General features: G+C 70.5%; 21 protein-coding genes and 1 pseudogene. 6 read left to right on the plus strand and 16 right to left on the minus strand.

The window, feature by feature from the left end; all coding sequences use genetic code 11:
* Positions 1 to 482: 482 nt before the first annotated feature.
* The 6 genes from BLASA_RS14435 to BLASA_RS14460 form a co-directional block, all read right to left on the minus strand.
* The gene (locus BLASA_RS14435; RefSeq protein ID WP_051005015.1) at positions 483 to 1226 is read right to left on the minus strand and encodes a hypothetical protein; all 744 of its coding nucleotides are present in this window, start codon (positions 1224 to 1226) and stop codon (positions 483 to 485) included.
* Complete coding sequence (locus BLASA_RS14440; protein WP_014376920.1) at positions 1226 to 1750, minus strand: phage tail protein; 525 nt, start codon at positions 1748 to 1750, stop codon at positions 1226 to 1228. The genes BLASA_RS14435 and BLASA_RS14440 overlap by 1 nt, the downstream gene beginning before the upstream one ends.
* A 20-nt stretch (positions 1751 to 1770) precedes the next feature.
* Positions 1771 to 3318: a phage tail sheath family protein gene (locus BLASA_RS14445; RefSeq protein ID WP_014376921.1), complete on the minus strand. Its 1548-nt coding sequence runs from the start codon at positions 3316 to 3318 to the stop codon at positions 1771 to 1773.
* Positions 3319 to 3352: 34 nt separating this feature from the next.
* Positions 3353 to 3721, minus strand: coding sequence for a hypothetical protein (locus BLASA_RS14450; protein WP_014376922.1), 369 nt, complete (start codon positions 3719 to 3721; stop codon positions 3353 to 3355).
* Entirely contained in the window at positions 3718 to 4155 is a 438-nt protein-coding gene (locus BLASA_RS14455; RefSeq protein ID WP_014376923.1) for a hypothetical protein, read from the minus strand. Before BLASA_RS14455 ends, BLASA_RS14450 begins: the two co-directional genes overlap by 4 nt.
* A gap of 114 nt (positions 4156 to 4269) precedes the next feature.
* Entirely contained in the window at positions 4270 to 4953 is a 684-nt protein-coding gene (locus tag BLASA_RS14460; protein WP_014376924.1) for a LuxR C-terminal-related transcriptional regulator, read from the minus strand.
* A 760-nt stretch (positions 4954 to 5713) separates the two neighbouring features.
* On the opposite strand from BLASA_RS14460, the gene BLASA_RS14465 reads away from it, so the two are divergent.
* The 3 genes from BLASA_RS14465 to BLASA_RS24310 all read left to right on the plus strand — a co-directional run bounded on the left by BLASA_RS14465 (position 5714) and on the right by BLASA_RS24310 (position 6549).
* Positions 5714 to 5989 (plus strand): type II toxin-antitoxin system Phd/YefM family antitoxin, encoded by a 276-nt coding sequence (locus BLASA_RS14465; protein WP_014376925.1) that lies wholly within the window; start codon positions 5714 to 5716, stop codon positions 5987 to 5989.
* Positions 5986 to 6261 (plus strand): type II toxin-antitoxin system RelE family toxin, encoded by a 276-nt coding sequence (locus tag BLASA_RS14470; RefSeq protein ID WP_014376926.1) that lies wholly within the window; start codon positions 5986 to 5988, stop codon positions 6259 to 6261. The genes BLASA_RS14465 and BLASA_RS14470 overlap by 4 nt, the downstream gene beginning before the upstream one ends.
* A gap of 138 nt (positions 6262 to 6399) precedes the next feature.
* A complete protein-coding gene (locus tag BLASA_RS24310; protein ID WP_014376927.1) occupies positions 6400 to 6549 on the plus strand; it encodes a Zn-dependent oxidoreductase in 150 nt (49 codons plus the stop codon).
* Positions 6550 to 6602: 53 nt separating this feature from the next.
* Here BLASA_RS24310 and BLASA_RS14475 read toward each other — a convergent pair whose 3' ends face one another.
* From BLASA_RS14475 to BLASA_RS14490, 4 genes are all read right to left on the minus strand, one after another.
* Positions 6603 to 6992: a type II toxin-antitoxin system VapC family toxin gene (locus BLASA_RS14475; RefSeq protein WP_014376928.1), complete on the minus strand. Its 390-nt coding sequence runs from the start codon at positions 6990 to 6992 to the stop codon at positions 6603 to 6605.
* On the minus strand, positions 6989 to 7255 hold the full coding sequence (locus BLASA_RS14480) for a type II toxin-antitoxin system Phd/YefM family antitoxin (protein ID WP_014376929.1): 267 nt from the start codon (positions 7253 to 7255) through the stop codon (positions 6989 to 6991). Before BLASA_RS14480 ends, BLASA_RS14475 begins: the two co-directional genes overlap by 4 nt.
* Positions 7256 to 7456: 201 nt before the next feature.
* Positions 7457 to 7819 (minus strand): hypothetical protein, encoded by a 363-nt coding sequence (locus BLASA_RS14485; protein WP_014376930.1) that lies wholly within the window; start codon positions 7817 to 7819, stop codon positions 7457 to 7459.
* Positions 7816 to 8952 (minus strand): TRAFAC clade GTPase domain-containing protein, encoded by a 1137-nt coding sequence (locus BLASA_RS14490; protein ID WP_014376931.1) that lies wholly within the window; start codon positions 8950 to 8952, stop codon positions 7816 to 7818. Before BLASA_RS14490 ends, BLASA_RS14485 begins: the two co-directional genes overlap by 4 nt.
* A gap of 110 nt (positions 8953 to 9062) precedes the next feature.
* On the opposite strand from BLASA_RS14490, the gene BLASA_RS24315 reads away from it, so the two are divergent.
* A complete protein-coding gene (locus BLASA_RS24315) occupies positions 9063 to 9227 on the plus strand; it encodes a Zn-dependent oxidoreductase (RefSeq protein ID WP_083878017.1) in 165 nt (54 codons plus the stop codon).
* A 76-nt stretch (positions 9228 to 9303) separates the two neighbouring features.
* Complete coding sequence (locus BLASA_RS14500; protein WP_014376933.1) at positions 9304 to 9861, plus strand: sce7726 family protein; 558 nt, start codon at positions 9304 to 9306, stop codon at positions 9859 to 9861.
* On the opposite strand, the gene BLASA_RS14505 is transcribed toward BLASA_RS14500, so the two are convergent.
* Genes BLASA_RS14505 through BLASA_RS14515 form a run of 3 tightly spaced genes read right to left on the minus strand, consistent with a single transcriptional unit; the run spans position 9839 to position 11639 of the window.
* Entirely contained in the window at positions 9839 to 10897 is a 1059-nt protein-coding gene (locus tag BLASA_RS14505) for a beta family protein (protein WP_014376934.1), read from the minus strand. The two genes, BLASA_RS14500 and BLASA_RS14505, sit on opposite strands and share 23 nt — an antisense overlap.
* Positions 10898 to 10899: 2 nt before the next feature.
* Positions 10900 to 11274, minus strand: coding sequence for a hypothetical protein (locus BLASA_RS14510; protein WP_014376935.1), 375 nt, complete (start codon positions 11272 to 11274; stop codon positions 10900 to 10902).
* A 5-nt stretch (positions 11275 to 11279) separates the two neighbouring features.
* The gene (locus BLASA_RS14515) at positions 11280 to 11639 is read right to left on the minus strand and encodes a hypothetical protein (protein ID WP_014376936.1); all 360 of its coding nucleotides are present in this window, start codon (positions 11637 to 11639) and stop codon (positions 11280 to 11282) included.
* 192 nt (positions 11640 to 11831) lie between these two features.
* Between BLASA_RS14515 and BLASA_RS14520 the strand changes: the two genes are divergently transcribed.
* The gene (locus tag BLASA_RS14520; RefSeq protein ID WP_014376937.1) at positions 11832 to 12803 is read left to right on the plus strand and encodes a quinone oxidoreductase family protein; all 972 of its coding nucleotides are present in this window, start codon (positions 11832 to 11834) and stop codon (positions 12801 to 12803) included.
* Positions 12804 to 12848: 45 nt separating this feature from the next.
* On the opposite strand, the gene BLASA_RS14525 is transcribed toward BLASA_RS14520, so the two are convergent.
* From BLASA_RS14525 to BLASA_RS14535, 3 genes and pseudogenes are all read right to left on the minus strand, one after another.
* On the minus strand, positions 12849 to 13805 hold the full coding sequence (locus BLASA_RS14525) for a VWA domain-containing protein (RefSeq protein WP_014376938.1): 957 nt from the start codon (positions 13803 to 13805) through the stop codon (positions 12849 to 12851).
* Positions 13802 to 14827, minus strand: coding sequence for a DUF58 domain-containing protein (locus tag BLASA_RS14530; protein WP_014376939.1), 1026 nt, complete (start codon positions 14825 to 14827; stop codon positions 13802 to 13804). The genes BLASA_RS14525 and BLASA_RS14530 overlap by 4 nt, the downstream gene beginning before the upstream one ends.
* Positions 14828 to 15105: 278 nt before the next feature.
* Positions 15106 to 16026: pseudogene (locus BLASA_RS14535) on the minus strand (AAA family ATPase); the annotation flags it as partial.
* Positions 16027 to 16187: the final 161 nt, after the last annotated feature.

Below are 16187 nucleotides of genomic sequence, written 5' to 3' on the forward strand. Positions count from 1 at the left end.
GGCCCGGCAACCGGGGCGCGGCAGGTCGCGGCCGGTCAGCCTGGCCCAGGATGCTCCGTTCCCCAGGGGCGTGGGTTCCAGGAGCATCCCTGGGCGGGTTCTCGAGGGGCGCAGTCTCCGGCCCCGGTGATCCCCGCCCGTGAGGCGGGGGCCGCCCGTCGGCGGTGCGGTCGGGCGAGGGGTCGACGTCCGTCCGTGGCCACGCGGCGTCCTGCGGCTCCGGTGGACGCCGGCGTCGGGCCTGATCCCGTCCGGGTGACCCGGGAGGCGCGGGCCGCAGCGCCTCGACCTCCACCGGTCCGTCCGTCGAACCCACCTCGTCTCGGGCGTCGACAGCACCGAGACCAGGCTCGCCGACGGGCTCGAACCGCGACGCCAGCACCGGCCGCACGACGGGCGCTGCCCCGCGCTGGCGCGCGACCAGTCGCGCCAGCAGGCCGGTACCGGGGTCGTCGCGCCGGCTCGTCTCGGGGTTCACCGCATCAACCCGTCATCTCCGACGCCAGCTCGAGGTAGGCGCGCCGCCGCTGGTCGGAGAGAGCCAGCACGTCGGCCTCGGTCCAGCCGAAAGCACGCGCCAGCTCTGCCACCTCGGCGAGCAGCCGGGCGCCCAGGTGCGCGAGCTCGGCGACCACATACCGGGCCGGGTCGAGCATGTGGCTCCACTGCTCACCGCACACCGCGCAGCTGCCGGCCAGCAGCACCTCGGAGCCAGGGTCGTGCTCGGCGAGGCTGGCCGCGACGGCAGCCGCGAGCTCGTCGTCCAACGGTGGGGCGTCCTGCGGCTCGGTCACCTGGTCCAGTGCTGCGGCCACCAGCAGGTCCCGGGCCTCCTCCGGCGACGGCGCCCCAGCGGCCCGGGCAAGGTCGCGGCTGGTCAGGGCGCGCACCGGCAGCGGATCTCCCTGGTGCTGCAGGACCCACCGCTTTTCGGTGCGGGCGCCCATCTGCTCCAGCAGCTCGGCGACGCTGAGCTCGAGGGTCGACTGCTCCCCGCACGAGTCGCAGCTGGTCCAGGCCACCAGCCTGTCCCCCAGCAGCCGCGCACGCAGCCCGAGCAGGGCGGCATCGCGCTGGCCCAGCGGAAGACCGGCCGGATCGGGCAGTTCCGGGTAGGCCAGGGCCAGGCACCGCACGGCCGCGTCCGTCGGGTGCATCCCCGCGACGGCGTCCAGCAGGTGCAGGCGCATCCGGGGGGCCATGGTCATCACTGGCGCCACGGTCATCAGGCCGGCTCGTTGAAGGTCGGCTCGGTGGGCTCGGTGACGGCGTAGTCGCGCTCCCAGCCCTCGTTCTCCAGCTTGATCGACTGGATCGCGACGGCGTTGGCGTTGGCGTCGAGATCGGGCTGAGCCTGGAACTCCGAGACCCAGCAGCGGTTCACCTGGTAGGAGATCGCGACCTGTCCGGCCTCGTTGTACATCTCGATGATGATGTTCTTGCGGAAGTCCTTCAGCGAGACCTCCGACCCGAGACCGGAGCCGAAGTTCCACACCTTGTTCGCCCACTTCTCGAACTCGGGGTCGTGGGTGACCCCGCGTTCCAGGGTGATCGGCTCGTACTTGGTCCGACCCGGCGACTTCCGCGACGTCGAGGGATCCCCGCCCTCGCGGTGCTCGACCACCTCGGTCGTGCGCTTGAGCGCGCTCACCTTGGAGACCCCGGCGACGTACCGGCCGTCCCACCGCACCCGGAACTTGAAGTTCTGGTACGGATCGAACCGCTGGGCGTTGACGCTGAACTCGGCCATGGTGGCCCCTCTTCCTGGGCCTAGACCGCGGTCTGGCCGGCCAGCTGCTGGATGGAGATGATCACGAACTCCGCCGGCTTCAGCGGGGCGAAGCCGACCGAGATGTTGACCACGCCGCGGTCGATGTCGTGCTGGGTCGTGGTCTCCCTGTCGCACTTGACCAGGTAGGCCTCCCGCGGGCTGCTGCCCTGGAAGGCGCCCTGGCGGAAGAGGTCGTTCATGAAGGAGCCGATGCTCAGCCGGATCTGGGACCAGAGCGGTTCGTCGTTCGGCTCGAAGACCACCCACTGCGTGCCGCGGAAGAGGCTCTCCTCGATGTAGAGGGCGGTCCTGCGGACCGAGAGGTACTTCCACTCCGAGGCGAGCTGGTCGGCTCCCACCAGGGTGCGCGCGCCCCAGACCACGCGCCCGGCCACCGGGAACTGCCGCAGGCAGTTGACCCCGAGCGGATTCAGCCGGCCGTTCTGCCCGTCGGTCAGCGTGTAGTCCAGGTCGTCGACGCCCAGCAGTGTCGCCTCCAGCCCGGCCGGGGCCTTCCAGACACCGCGCGAGGCGTCGGTACGGGCGATCACCCCGGCCACCGCGCCGCTGGCGGCAAAGGTGTCGGGACGGTTCTCCCGCAGCGGGTCGGGCGACGTCACCCTGGGGTAGTAGAGGGCCCCGTTGGCGGTCCGGGTGGTCAGCGCAGCGATGCCGCTGATCACCGCATCCGGGTTGGCCCAGCTGCTGGCCGGGTCGACCAGGACGACGGCCCGCCGGTCGACGGCGTAGCCGAGCGCGGCGTCCCAGGTCGCCTTGCCCACGTCGACCGTGCGGGTCAGGGGCGGGACCACGATCAGGTTGACGATGTCGGCCAGGTCCAGCACCCACAGGCCCTGCCGGGCGGCCTGGGCCGCGGCACCGCTGACCTGGGTGTCGGTGACGGCGCTGCCGTCGGACCCGTCGGTGCCGAACGGCGTCGAGCTGGCGGCGTTCTCGAGGGGGTCGGTGCCTGCCGGTGCGGCACCGCTGGCGGTCGGCCGGGCCGACGGCACGGCGCCCTTCACCCGCACCAGCGCCGACCCGGCACGCAGCACGCCGGTGACGAACCGCGGGTGGTCGGGTTGGGTGGACAGGTTGAGGAAGCTCTCCGGCTGCCCGGTCGCGGTGTCCTTGACCAGCAGATTGAAGCGCGAGTCGGAGGGCTCCCCCGGCCCGGCTGCGGCGTCCTCGACGCGCACTCGTAGCCGGCTGCCCCACGCCCCCTCGTCGGCGGCCTCCAGGCCGAAGCCGGTAGGCAGCGTGACCGTCGCCCTCGCCGCGCCGTTGACGACCCGGCCGATGAGCGCATCGCGTCCACCGTTGAGGAAGTACTGGGACACCGAGTAGCTGAGCGGGCTCTCGGCCCACAGGCCGCCGTGCATCCGGGTGAACTCGGTGAAGCTCTGGACCAGCACGGGCCGGTCCGTGGGGCCGCGCAGGGTCCGTCCGATGAAGGCGGTGATCGACGTCGCGACACCGGTGACGGTGCGGACGCCGCTGCTGACCTCGCGGACGTAGACGCCGGGATAGGTGAGGTTCACGGTCATCGACTCGGACTCCTGTGCTGATGCAGTGGGTGGTTCACGGGGTCGCGTCGCGGCCGATGAGGATCTGAAGGTTTGCGTCTGCCGTTCCCGCATTGGCGAACGTCAGGGAGGCCGGGTTGCCGGTGAGGTCGACGGCACCGCCGAGGAGGACCTGGGGCTCGTCGAGCCCGATGGTCTGCGAGCCGACGTCGTAGCTGAGGTCGGCGCTCGGCTCGTCGGGAAGAATCACCAGGCAGGCGATCAGGCCGGCGGCGCCGGGGCCGAGGTTGACCTCGAGGTCGCCACCGGCGGGCACCACGACCGAGAGCTTGTCGTAGGCGTCGACCTCGAGCACCCCCGATCCGGTCAGCTGAGGCCCTCCTTCGGCACGGACCGTCACGTCCCAGATCAGCTTCTCGGTCATGGCAACTCCTGGGTCTCGGTCCGAAACTCGGTGCGGCCGGACGAGGTATGCAGCGCTCCCGTGCGGATGACCTCGGCGAGCAGGAGCGGTGACAGCGACCCCAGCGCGGTGCGACGCGGCGCCAGCTCCCACAGCGCCGCGGCGCGGCCGTCCTCGACGACGGCCAGCACGCGGGGGGTCGAGCGGACCCCGTCCAGCCATTCGGGCACCCGCGACTCGTCGGCGCAGTTCCACACGACCAGGTCGAGCTCGTCGAGCGGTGGCGCGGAGTCGGCAGGGTTCCCGAGTTCCGCGGCGGAGTCGACGCGGGCGACCACCGTGATCCTCGGGTCACGGCGTAGGGCGTCGAGGACTATGTCGCCGAGCAGGCCGGTGCAGCCGATGAGGCAGACGCGCACCGGCTCCGCTGTGTCGTGCTCCTTCACCGCCGACATGCCCACCCCCTCGAACGGCCTGTCAGCAACTAAGGCGCGGCTGGCGGGTGCGGCGCAATCGGCCGGGGGGTGTGAGTCGGATCGGCTCTGGGCCCTTCCTGGGCCCAGAGCTGCTCAGGTCAGCGTGGCGGACCCCTCGAGGTACTGGGCCCTCCCTCGAGACAACGTCTCGGCGTCGATCCGGGCCAAGGCTCCTGCGACCTCGCCGCGACCCGTGACGCCGCACTTGGCGAGCACGTTGTGCACGTGGTTCTTCACGGTGCTCAGTTGAAGGTCCAGGGCCCGGGCGATCTCCTTGTTGGACATGTCGCTCTGCACCAGCCGCAGTACCTCACGCTCACGTCGGGTGAGGGGTACCACGCTGGACACGGTGGGCGTCGCCCTTGCTTGCAGGCCGATGTGCCGGATCAGCTCGGCGGCCACCCGGCCGGAGCACGCCACCTCGCCTCGGGCCGCCGAGCGCAGCGCGCCGGCGACCTCATCGAAGCCGGCGTCCCGGGAGACGTAGCCGGAGACCCCGGCCTCGGCGCACGCCACCACCTCGAGCCCGTCCTCGTGCACTCCCATGGCCACAACGCGCAGATCGCGCCGCGCGGTACGCAGAGCCGCAACGGTTACCAACGCGCGCTCCATCGTCACGTCGAGCAGGGCCAAGTCGCACTCCTGCCGGCGTGCGGCCGCGACCGCACCGGCGGTGGTGGCGGCGGTGGCGACGTGAGCCACGTCAGGGAGCGCGCGCAGCAAGTCGGCGACACCATCTCGGTAGAGCCGTATCTCGGTGACGACCAGAACCCTCATCCGCGCTCACCTCAGGGGCAAGGCGGCACACGACCCGGAGCGGGTGCGGAGCAGGTCGCCCGAGCCGGCCGTGCGAACACCGCCGGAGTTGTTGCTAAGCCGATCGTCGATGACGTTAGCGCCACAGGAGGAACTTGACCCGGTTCCCGACCCCCTGATCTGAGGCGGTGATCGCCTCGGGAGAGGAGTTCTGGATCTCCTGCGGTCGAGCCGCCGGAGTTCCGCCGTAGAGCGGTGGCGCTGGCCCGTCGGCGGGAGGAGCCGACCCCTGGGACCGCGGCCGAGCGGGGGATCGGAGAGTCCTGCCTGCCCCGTTGGAGGCAAAGGATCTATCGGAGCACACCACGTCCGGCCGGACGCTGTCTCTCCTCTGGCTGGACTCTGCCGGCCACAGGTTGGGGCGGGTCCTGTCCTTGACCGATGCCCCTCCGCAACCCGCGCCTGCCGTGCTCGGCCTCATCCACCAGCTGCGCCACACGGTCGTCACCGACGGTCTCCTGTACGTCCAAGCCCACACCGCCATCGCACTCTCGCGCCCGGGCACGTCTCTATCGGCTCCGACGACGCGGCGTGGGCCGATGCACTGCAGACGGCCGTCGGCGCCGACGGCCTGGGAACCTGGAGCTTCCACGTCGCGGCAGGTGACTGGATCCCGACGGCGGTCGATCCACCTGCTGCGAGGTTCCACCCGCGCCGAGTCGCCTGGGGTCTCCTGCCGAGTTGCTTGACCGCTACTGGCCGATTGACCAGAATTGAGGTCATGTCGATTCAGTCCCTGGCGGCGGTCAAGGCGCACTTCAGTCAGGTGATCGACGAGGTCGCCGGCACGCATGAGCGCGTGACCGTCACGAAGAACGGCAGCCCGGTGGCCGTCATCCTCGCCGTCGAGGACTACGAGTCGCTGATGGAGACGTTGGAGATCCTGTCCGATCCCCGAGCCGGCACGGAGATCAGGCGGGCCGAGGAGGAGATGGCCGCCGGCAAGGTCTACGGCGAGGCCGCCGTGCGCGCCGCCCTCGCCGCCCGCCGCCGGTGACAGGGCCGCACACCTACACCGTCGTGCTCTCGGCAGCGGCTAAGCGGGCCATCGAGCGAGACCTGCCCGAGCCGGTGGCCGTGGCGGTCGTCGACTTCCTGTTCGGGCCGCTCGCCGCGGACCCGTACCGGGTCGGCAAGCCGCTGCGCTTCGAACTCGAGGGCTACTGGTCTGCACGGAGAGGCCAGTACCGCGTGATCTATTCCATCCACGACGACGAGATCCTCGTCAGAGTGGTACGCATCTCGCACCGCGCCGACGTCTACGGCTGACCGGACGTCTCGTGCTGAGGCGGCGGAACGCGGGAACGAGGCGTGGCCCAGGTCCTCCTGGACCCGCTCGGCACTCCCCAGGTCGGACCGTGACGCCCGACGTCAGTACGTGCCTGCGCAGCATTTGGCCTCCTGCGCATGCGTGCCGTGCAGATCACCCGTTTCGGAGGACCCGAGGTCCTCGACGTCGTCGACATCCCCGAGCCGGAGGCCGGCCCCGGTCAGCAGCTCTACGACGTCTCCACCGCCGGCATCAACTACGCCGACACGCACCACCGCATGTCGTGAGAACTACCTGAGTTGCGACGTTCTGCGACATCGCTGGCGCGCCCGCACAGCGATCAGGCTGGACAGGCGACGGCCAAGCCCGACGTGCCCGCGGCAGCGGCCAACTCGGAGTCGTAGGTGAGCATCTCGTCCACTCCGATCCGCAGGGCGACAGCCAAGTGGACTGCGTCGTTCGAGCGCAGCCGGCCGGGCAACGCTCCGGCCGTCAGCAAGTCACCTCGCGTGAGATCGACCAGCGTCACGGTATCGAGCACGACGCCCACCGAAGCCAGGTCGATGTCATGCGGGTGACGGTTTGCGGCACAGTGCAGTTCCGTGTGGAGCAACCACGACGCGACCACGTCAGAAACCACCTGCGATTGGAGGTACGTCGTCAGCGCCGCGGACTCCGCTTCCTCGACCAGCAGCTTCATCGCCGCTGACGTATCCAGGTATGACGTCACCAGCGGCCTCGGACGTCGTCCGCCAGCTCCTGGCTCGACAGCGTGGACGTGCGCCGTCGGATCGTCGACAGGTCGGCACGAGGCCGGCGCGCTCGACGCGCCTGTCCACGCAGGATCAAGTCATCGACCGTCGCGCCGACGGGAGGCACAATCACCGCCGCCAGCTGACCGTTGTTGGTGACCTGCACAGATTCGCCGGCCGCGACGGCCCGAAGGATCTCTCCGCTGTTGTTGCGCATTTCTCGGTGCGTCACCAACTTCATGTAGCGCACCGTAGCACCCCGAAATCCGCAAGGCGTGATGTTGCCTGGTGGCGCCTTCCCTACGGAGGAACGCCGCACGACGCGCAGATTCCCCGTTCACGGTCACCCCCCTCATCCATAGCCGCACGGCACCCGGTGACACGTGTCCACGCCGCGACATCGCTGGTTCGACGTCTCCCGCGCGGCGCCGATCCGCAGAGGTCAACCAGTGGGCGAGGGCGGCTTCGGAAGCTCCCAGATCCGCTCGAACTGGTCGGCGACCAACGGCCAGACCAGCCGCAGACCGTCCTCGACCGAGTCGACCTCGTCGGCCAGTGGCGGGAGGGCGACGAAGTGGTGAGGAATCACCCTTCCGGCGCGGTCCTGCCGCCCCAGCGGGTCCGGCATCCGCAGGGCCACCATCTCGGGCAGCTCACTCGTCCCGGCAACGCGACGCCAGACTTCCGGACCGTCGTCAATCTCCGAGAAGGCGACGTCGTAGACCCGGAGCGGCTCCTCGAAGCCTCCGTCTCGGAGGAACCGGAAGCCCCAGGTCCGGCCGCGGGTGGCCCAGATCAGGGTCATCGCAGGCTCCTGAGGAAGATCTTCTGCTCCTCGCCCCGGTCCAGGTCCAGCCGGAAGCCGGTCAGCGTGGCCTTCAGGTTCTCCCCCTTCGCGCGCGCCCTCTCGTTCATCTCCTTCAGCGCGTCCCCGGCCATGCCGGCCACGAGCTGCAGGCTGGGACCGGCGGTACCGAAGAAGTAGCCGAGCGGGCCCGGCAGACCGGACAGCCGCTTGAACAGCACGTCCACCACAGGACCTATCCCGCCCAGCAGGTTCTCCGCCACCTGGGCCGGCAGCTGCTGCGACTCGGCCCAGTCGATGTGCCGCTCGAGGGGAAGCATGGCGGCCAGCGGCAGGATCAGGTCCAGGCCGACCCGATCCGTGAGTTCGATCCGTCCCGCTTCGAACCGTGCCGACGAGAGAAGGGCAAAGTCCTCACCGACCGAAAGCGCGGCGCGCCCCTCCACCATGTCTGCGATGACCTCCCGCAGCAGACCGATGTCGTCGCTGGCCTTTTCGATGAGCAGATCCCGGAAGGCGAAGACGTCCATGTCCGGCAGCAGGTCCGACTTCGACAGCGCCAGCACCCAGATGCGCGGGAATTCGACGAGGGGCTTCCCGTCGTCCAGCAGGTCGTCCCGAAGGCTCAGGAGGCCGTTCTTCAGATTGGCGAACAGCGACTTGAGGTACCGCTCCTCCTCACCTGCGTTGTCCAGCAACCGCTGAGCGTCGACCAGCAGCAGGGCGACGTCGGACCGCACCAGAGACCTGAACGTGTCGACCCGACGCTGCTCCTCCTCCGGCCCGCTCACGTCCTCCTCGAACCACTCCCCCGGGTAGTCGTGCCAGACGAGGCGCAGTGCGTTGGGCCCCGCCTCTGAATCGGGTCCCGGCTTCAGCTTGACCGAGAAGGCGTAGGACGTGGCCGCGAAGTGGTTCGCTGCCGGCACGCGTGCCGAGCTCTTCATCCCGAGGTAGTTCCGGTGCAGCCGGCTGCCCTGCCCGATGTCGTCGGCCACGACGTGGAAAAGGCTGTCCTTGAGGTACTGGGATTCCTGCGTCGCCCCGTAGAACGAGGAGAGCAGCACGGTCTTGCCGCTGCCGCTCTCGCCGAACACTGCGATGTGCTGTTCCAGCGCTGCGCTCAGTTGCATCCGAGGACCATAAGGGTTTCGCGGCTGACCGGCCCGGTCGTCCGGGTGGGCCACCGGGCGCATTCCCGGGGCACGGCCGCGGCCACCGGGTAGGCCATAGCCTGTCCCGCATGCGTGCCGTGCAGATCACCCGCTTCGGCGGCCCAGAAGTCCTCGACGTCGTCGACGTCCCCGGGCCGACTCCAGGGCCTGGTCAGCAGCTCTACGAGGTGAGTGCCGCCGAAGTCAACTTTGCCGACACCCACCACCTGAGCCGGCCCCACGTGACCGCCTGATCACCCTGTTCACGCAAGGAGCGCGCTCATGTGTCGCCGATCAGTGCTGAGCGCAGGCGCCGACTAGCCTCGCGGCGTGCTTGCTGACCGTATCTCCGACGCCGTGGAAGACCGGCTACGTCAGCAGCATCGGGGACGCAGCACCCTGTATCGCCGAGAGCTCGGCATCTGCGTCGGCGCCGGGCGGATCGATGTGGCGGCCGTCAACGGCGTGATCACCGGCTGCGAGGTGAAGAGCGCCCGCGATGGTCTCGGGCGCCTCCCCCAGCAGATCGAGCTGTACGGCAGGGTTGTCGACACTGCCATCCTCGTCGTGGAGCGAGCACGGCCTGATCGTGTTGCCAACCAGGTTCCCGAGTGGTGGGGCGTATGGCACGCGGTCGAGGAGACCGACGAACTGGTCCGCTTGGACGTGCTACGCGACCCGTCGCCCAATCCTGGCATCGATCCTTTCGCCGTCGCGCAACTGCTCTGGCGCAACGAGGCGTTCGACATCTTGCGAGAGCGGGGGTTGCATCGGGGCCTGTCCTCGGCCACCCGCTGGCGTCTTTGGGGCGTGCTCGCTACCGAGCTTTCCCTAGACCTCCTGCGCCATGAGGTGCGCTGGCGACTTAAGGCTCGCCCACAGTGGTGAGCCGGAGCGAGACATAGTCCAAGTGGTGGGTGGTGCCGATGGTTCGCCAAGTCGTGCCGTTCCCGGGCTTACCGAGAGACCCGCTGGCGATGACTTCGTCTGCACGCCCTAGTCGTGCACCGACGAAGTCAGGGTGCTTGGCGATCGTCTCGCAAATCCAGTGAAACTGGGCGTTGCCTTCGGGATCGTTGCGCCGGCCCTTCAGTACGAGCCAGTGTTCGGCCGTCGTGTAGCGCAACTGCGGGGGCGGGAGAAACGCCGGCCCGGTTGAAAGCGCCGGGTGGGCGATGGCGAAGTCCCCAAAATCGATGTCCCGCGGCAACCGCTTGCTGCGCACGGCGTCGAACAACTGGGCGTCGAATCGGGGACGCTCACCGATCACCCTCGGACTGAATTGCGACAGGTCGATGGGGAACGCTCCGGCAGCCACCGTCACCGATCGCCACTGATCCACGTCCTCCAATCCCCGCAGCAAGGACCGCACCAGACTTGCGCCGCCGCGCACCGCGATATCTCCGTCGATGGCCCCGACGTCGAGTAGCAGATCAGTGTCCGCACGGGTCGTGCCGGTGTTGCTTAGGACGCCGGCGAGGGCGTTGTCTACATCCTCGGCGTCTTCATCGAGGTCCTCGCCGTCCAGCCGGATAGTCACCCCTCGACCATCCCGCTCATGTGCTCGGCCGGCGTCAATCTGCGCGGACTCGGGATCATCCAGGCGGATGACTGGCCAGGCGTCCAGACCAGTGGAAGCCGCCCACTCAGCCAGTAGTCCTACTGCTGTCTGCGATCGATGCTTGACCGTCAGGTCGAACAATCCGGCGTCAAGCATCAGTGGTTGCCCGGAGTAGCGATCGGCAAGCTTGGTGGCAGCGTCGATGCACGCCTTGTCGATCGCCTCACCGGGCGAGGGGTCCTCCGAGGGCGGCACCACCTCCACCAACGGAACCATTGATTGACGAGTCTGTGGACTGGCGTCTCGGAGAGCGTTGAGCTCACCCTGGCGACTCTTGAGTATCGGCACATACCGCGTCGCCATATCTATGCCCTCCGCTCCCGGCGCAAGGGAATGACGTCGGCCCTTGGCGCGCTCCGCGGCGGCCCTAGCCGCAGCTCATTCGGGTCTCGCTCGGGCATCGCAACAATCTCCACCGGCTCCATCTCGCGGGCAAGCCGGTCAAGAACGAACTGGCGCAGCAGAACGGTTGGGCGGACACCACGCTCGTCCGCCAACCGCCGGAGCTCCTCGAGCCGATCGACGGGGATACGGACGCTATAGACCTGCGTTGCCTCGCCAGCCTGCACACGGGCACGCTGCCCGCCTTTCTCTTCGCTGCCGTCGGCCTCGCGGGCGTCGGCGGCAGCCTCCGCTTCTTCAGCTTCACGCGCCAGCATGTCTCGGATGCTTTCGTCCATCGTCCTCACCCCTCCCGGTACCTCTTGTTCTCGGCTGCCTTGGCCTTCCAGGCTGTGGCTCCCCACCACCGTTCTCCCGGCGGCCTGGCCTTGGGTGCGAGGACGACCGTCACGAGGAAGCCAGCGGAGGCCGACCAACCCGTCACCTTGACCGTCATGCCGCTGCGCGATTCTGCTGACCTCACCCAGCGCCGCGGATCCTGACAGGCCTCCGTGGCCCACTCGGTGTGGACGTTCTGCTCCGTCGTGCCTTTCCGCGCCGCACGAGTCGCCGGGTTGTGCTCGCCAACCTCACCCCAGTCGATCTCGCCGAAAACCATGTTGGCGTAGGCCACGCCGTCATAGTCATCGACACCGGCCAGCACGTCTGGAGCGTAATACGTTTACGCTCACCCGTACAGGGCGTATTACGCTGAGCGCTAGGCGCGGCTTCACGCATGCAACGAGGGCTGCCTCACCTGTTAGGGATCGTGCCTCCGGGGGTCCGATCCCCAGCCGTCTCCATCGTGTGCCCTCGGCCTCCCGCACCGCCACACCCCCTAGCTAGCCTCAAGGTCATGCGAGCTGTGCAGATCACCCGCTTCGGCGGTCCCGAGGTCCTCGACGTCGTCGACATCCCGGAGCCGGAGGCGGGCCCCGGCCAGCAGCTCTACGAGGTGAGCACCGCAGGAGTCAACTTCGCCGACACCCACCAGATCGAGAACTCCTACCTCGCCGAGCAGCGCCTGCCGCTGGTGCCGGGCGCGGAGTTCGTCGGCACCCCCGCTGGCGGCGGTCAGCGGGTCGTCGGCCTGCTGGACGGCGGCGGCTACGCCGAGAAGGCCGTCGCCTCCCCCCGGCTGACCTGGCCGGTCCCGGACGGCGTCAGCGGCGAGCAGGCGCTGTCCCTCGTGCTGCAGGGCACCACCGCCTGGCACCTGCTGCGCACGAGCGCGCACCTCGCCGAGGGTGAGTCGGTGGTCGTCATCGCCGGTGCCGGTGGCGTGGGCTCCCTCGCCGTGCAGCTGGCCCGCCGCTGGGGCGCCGGCCGGGTGATCGCCACCGCGTCGAGCCCGGAGAAGCGGAAGCTGGCCGAGGACCTCGGCGCGCACGTCACCGTCGACCCGGCGCTGGCCGACGAGGACCCGAAGGCGTTCACCGCCGCCCTGCGCGAGGCCAACGGCGGCAAGCCGGTCGACATCGTCCTGGAGATGACCGGCGGCAACGTCTTCGCCGGCTCCCTGTCGGCGCTGGCCCCCTTCGGCCGGCTGGTCGCCTACGGCATGGCCTCCCGCACCGAGACCAAGGCGGTACCGCCGGGTGCGCTGATGCAGCGCAGCCGCGCGGTCATCGGCTTCTGGCTGGCGCACTGCATGGCCCGCCCGGAGATGCTCGACGCCGCGATGACCGACCTGCTGCAGCAGGTCGCCGACGGCCACCTGCACCCGGTCATCGGTGGCCGGTACCCGCTGTCCGACGTCCGCCAGGCGCACGAGGACCTGCTGGCCCGCCGCACCACCGGGAAGCTCGTCCTCGACCCCGCCCGCTGAGCCCCGCCTCCTCCCGCCCTCATGGCCATGGGTGCGGGAGGAGGGTCACACGAGGCGGTTGGTCCAGAGCAGGCTCAGCACGGCGCCGATCAGCACCACGACGACGCCGCCGCGCACGAACCACGAGCTGATGTCCTTGGGCTCGGTGGTGTAGCCGATCTGGCTGCCGAGGTCGGCGTACACCTGCTCCAGCTCCTCGGCGCTGGCCGCCTCGCTGTAGCTGCCGCCGGTCTCCTCGGCCAGCTCCTTGAGGCTCGCCCGGTCCACCGGCACCGGCACCTGCTCGCCGTCGATGTCGAGGGTTCCGTAGTCGGTGCCGAACGCGATGGTGGACACCGGGACGCCGGCGGCGCGCGCCGCGTCGATCGCCTGCGTCTCGTCGCGGCCCACGGTGTTGAAGCCGTCGGAAAGCAGCACGATGCGCGCCGGGGGCGCCTCCTCGCCGTCGCTCTCCAGCTGGGACTGGAAGTTCTCGATCGCCGACAGCGAGCTGAACACCGCCTCGCCGATGGCCGTGGCCTCGGCCAGGTCGAGGTTCTCGATGGCGGCGGCCACCTGGGCCCGGTCGGTGGTCGGCGGCACGACCGTGGTCGCGGTACCGGCGAACGAGACGAGGCCGAGGTTGATCCGGTCGGGCAGCACGTCCACGAAGTCGACGGCGGCTCGCTGCATCGCCCGGAACCGGCTGGGCTCCACGTCCTGGGCCTCCATGGACAGCGACACGTCGACCGCCATCACCACGGTCGCCTTCTCCCGCGGCACCCGCACCTCCGTGCTGGGCACCGCCAGCGACACGACCAGCGTCGCCAGCCCCAGGGCGACGACGCCGAAGGCGAGGTGCCGCTTCCAGCCCGGCCGCTTGGGCACCAGCGAGCCCAGCAGAGCCACGTTGGTGAAGCGGGCGGCGTAGGCCTTGCGCCGCAGCTGCAGCACCACGTACACCGCGACGAGCGCGGCGACCACCAGCAGGGCCAGCAGCCACCACGGGGACTGGAACGTCATCGGGAGGCCCCTCCGTTGCCGGCACGCCGGCGCTCGGCGACGAAGCGGACGACGTCCATGAGCCAGTCACGGTCGGTCCGCAGTTGCAGGTGGCCCGCGCCGGCGCGGCGCAGCGCGGCGGCCACGGCGGCCCGCTGCGCAGCCGCGCCCTCGGCGTACCGGGCCCGGAACTCGGCGTTGCCGGTGGGCACCTCGAGGGTCTGCCCGCTCTCCGGGTCGACGACGGTGAGCAGGCCGACGTCGGGCAGTTCGAGCTCGCGCGGGTCGACCACCTCGATCGCGAGCAGCTCGTGCAGCGTCCCCAGCGCGCGGAGCGGGCGCTCCCAGTCCTGGTCACCGAGAAAGTCGGAGATCACCACCACCAGGCCGCGCCGGCGGGGCGGGCGGCGCAGCGTCTCCAGGGCCGCCGCCAGGTCACCCCGGCGGCCGCTGGCCGCGCGGGGCGTGGCCACCACCGACCGGAGCAACCGCTCCGCCGCCAGCCGTCCGGGCATCGCCGGGAAGCGGTCGACCCGCTCGCCGGTGGTGACGACGGCGCCCAACCGGTTGCCGCCGTGCACGGTGAGATGACCGACCGCGGCGAGCCCGGCGATCGCGAGATCGCGCTTCTGGCAGTTCGCGGTGCCGAAGTCGAGGCTGGCCGACAGGTCGACGACGGCCCAGGTCTCCAGCTCGCGGTCGGCGATCGTCTCCCGGACGTGCGGCACCTGGGTCCGCGCGGTGACCGGCCAGTCCATCCGCCGGACGTCGTCCCCGGGGTGGTAGGTCCGCGAGTCGCCGGCCTCGCTGCCGGAGCCGGGCACCAGGCCGAGGTGGTCCCCCTGGAGCAGCCCGTCGAGCCGGCGCCGGACGGTGAGCTCCAGCCGGCGGAGCAGGACGTCGGCCGGGCCGTCGGTGAACCGCGGCGGCGTGCCGTCGTCCCCGCCCGGGCCGGCCGCCGAGCCCGGCGTCGCCGGGTGCAGCAGCAGACCGGGGTGCTCGGGAGCCGGCGGGACTTCCTCCCGGCGACGGCGACCGATCACGCCTGCTGCGGTCCGGACGCGGTGCCGTTGTGCCGGCCCGGTCCGTCCGAGGCGTGCGCGCCGCCATTGCCCTGCGGCCCGTTGCCGTGCGACCCGTGGCCCTGCGGACCAGAACCCTGCGGACCGGGGCCGTACTGCGTGCCCGGGCCCTGCGGACCGCCCTGCCCCCAGGGCGCCCCCTGCGGGGGGCCGTAGAACGGCCCGGCCGGCACCGACGGTCCGCCGGGCTGCCCAGGCCCGCCGGAGGCGCCCTGCCGCGGAGCGACCTGCGGCAGCGGCACCGTCTGCACGATCCGCTTCACGATGTGGTCGGCCGGCACGCCGTCGGCGAGCGCGTCGTAGGACAGCACCAGCCGGTGCCGGAGCACGTCGGCGGTGACGTCGAGGACGTCCTGCGGCAGCACGTAGTCCCGGCCGCGGACCAGCGCGAGCGCGCGGCTCGCGGCGATCAGCCCGAGCGAGGCTCGCGGGCTGGCGCCGTAGGACACCCAGTTGGCGACGTCCTCCATGCCGTGCTCCCGCGGCGAACGGGTGGCCACCACCAGGCGGACGACGTAGTCGACCAGGGCGTGGTGCACGAAGACCCGCGACGTGGTGCGCTGCAGCCGGCGCAGCTCGTCGGGACCCAGCACCGTCTCGGCCACCGGCGGCTCGGAACCCATTCGGTAGATGATCTCCCGCTCCTCCTCGGCGGTCGGGTAGTCGACGAGCACCTTCATGAGGAAGCGGTCGCGCTGGGCCTCGGGCAGCGGGTAGACGCCCTCGGACTCGATCGGGTTCTGCGTGGCCAGCACGAGGAACGGGTCGGGCAGCGGGTGGGTGACGCCGCCGATGGAGACCTGCCGCTCGGCCATGACCTCGAGCAGTGCCGACTGCACCTTCGCCGGGGCGCGGTTGATCTCGTCGGTGAGGACGAAGTTGGCGAAGACCGGCCCGAGCTCGGTGTCGAATGCGTCCTGCCCGGCCTTGTAGATGCGGGTGCCGATGATGTCCGCGGGCACGAGGTCGGGGGTGAACTGTAGGCGGGAGAAGCTGCCACCCACGACCCTCGCCAGCGTCTCGACGGCCAGGGTCTTGGCCACCCCGGGCACACCTTCGAGGAGCACGTGCCCCCGGGCCAGCAGTGCCACGAGCATCCGCTCGACCAGCCGGTCCTGGCCGACGATGACGCGCTTGATCTCGAAGAGGACCCGTTCCAGCCGGGCGGCGTCGACCGAGGGCGGGACCGGCGCCTGCGACGGGGCGGGCACGCTCTCGGTCGGGGTGCTGGCAGCGCTGGACACGTGACTCCCTGGTCGTGCCGGGCCGCGACCGCCCGGCACGGGCAGGTCTCGACGGGGCGGTGTCGTCCCGGCCCCTC

The sequence above is a fragment of the Blastococcus saxobsidens DD2 genome, from assembly GCF_000284015.1.
Taxonomy (GTDB): Bacteria; Actinomycetota; Actinomycetes; order Mycobacteriales; family Geodermatophilaceae; genus Blastococcus; species Blastococcus saxobsidens_A.

Coding starts and splice junctions, on each gene's coding strand:
- BLASA_RS14435 (WP_051005015.1), bottom strand. CDS start 1,226: ATGACCGTGGCGCCAGTGATGACCATGGCCCCCCGGATGCGCCTGCAC.
- BLASA_RS14440 (WP_014376920.1), bottom strand. CDS start 1,750: ATGGCCGAGTTCAGCGTCAACGCCCAGCGGTTCGATCCGTACCAGAAC.
- BLASA_RS14445 (WP_014376921.1), bottom strand. CDS start 3,318: ATGACCGTGAACCTCACCTATCCCGGCGTCTACGTCCGCGAGGTCAGC.
- BLASA_RS14450 (WP_014376922.1), bottom strand. CDS start 3,721: ATGACCGAGAAGCTGATCTGGGACGTGACGGTCCGTGCCGAAGGAGGG.
- BLASA_RS14455 (WP_014376923.1), bottom strand. CDS start 4,155: ATGTCGGCGGTGAAGGAGCACGACACAGCGGAGCCGGTGCGCGTCTGC.
- BLASA_RS14460 (WP_014376924.1), bottom strand. CDS start 4,953: ATGAGGGTTCTGGTCGTCACCGAGATACGGCTCTACCGAGATGGTGTC.
- BLASA_RS14465 (WP_014376925.1), top strand. CDS start 5,714: ATGTCGATTCAGTCCCTGGCGGCGGTCAAGGCGCACTTCAGTCAGGTG.
- BLASA_RS24310 (WP_014376927.1), top strand. CDS start 6,400: ATGCGTGCCGTGCAGATCACCCGTTTCGGAGGACCCGAGGTCCTCGAC.
- BLASA_RS14480 (WP_014376929.1), bottom strand. CDS start 7,255: ATGAAGTTGGTGACGCACCGAGAAATGCGCAACAACAGCGGAGAGATC.
- BLASA_RS14485 (WP_014376930.1), bottom strand. CDS start 7,819: ATGACCCTGATCTGGGCCACCCGCGGCCGGACCTGGGGCTTCCGGTTC.
- BLASA_RS14490 (WP_014376931.1), bottom strand. CDS start 8,952: ATGCAACTGAGCGCAGCGCTGGAACAGCACATCGCAGTGTTCGGCGAG.
- BLASA_RS24315 (WP_083878017.1), top strand. CDS start 9,063: ATGCGTGCCGTGCAGATCACCCGCTTCGGCGGCCCAGAAGTCCTCGAC.
- BLASA_RS14505 (WP_014376934.1), bottom strand. CDS start 10,897: ATGGCGACGCGGTATGTGCCGATACTCAAGAGTCGCCAGGGTGAGCTC.
- BLASA_RS14510 (WP_014376935.1), bottom strand. CDS start 11,274: ATGGACGAAAGCATCCGAGACATGCTGGCGCGTGAAGCTGAAGAAGCG.
- BLASA_RS14520 (WP_014376937.1), top strand. CDS start 11,832: ATGCGAGCTGTGCAGATCACCCGCTTCGGCGGTCCCGAGGTCCTCGAC.
- BLASA_RS14525 (WP_014376938.1), bottom strand. CDS start 13,805: ATGACGTTCCAGTCCCCGTGGTGGCTGCTGGCCCTGCTGGTGGTCGCC.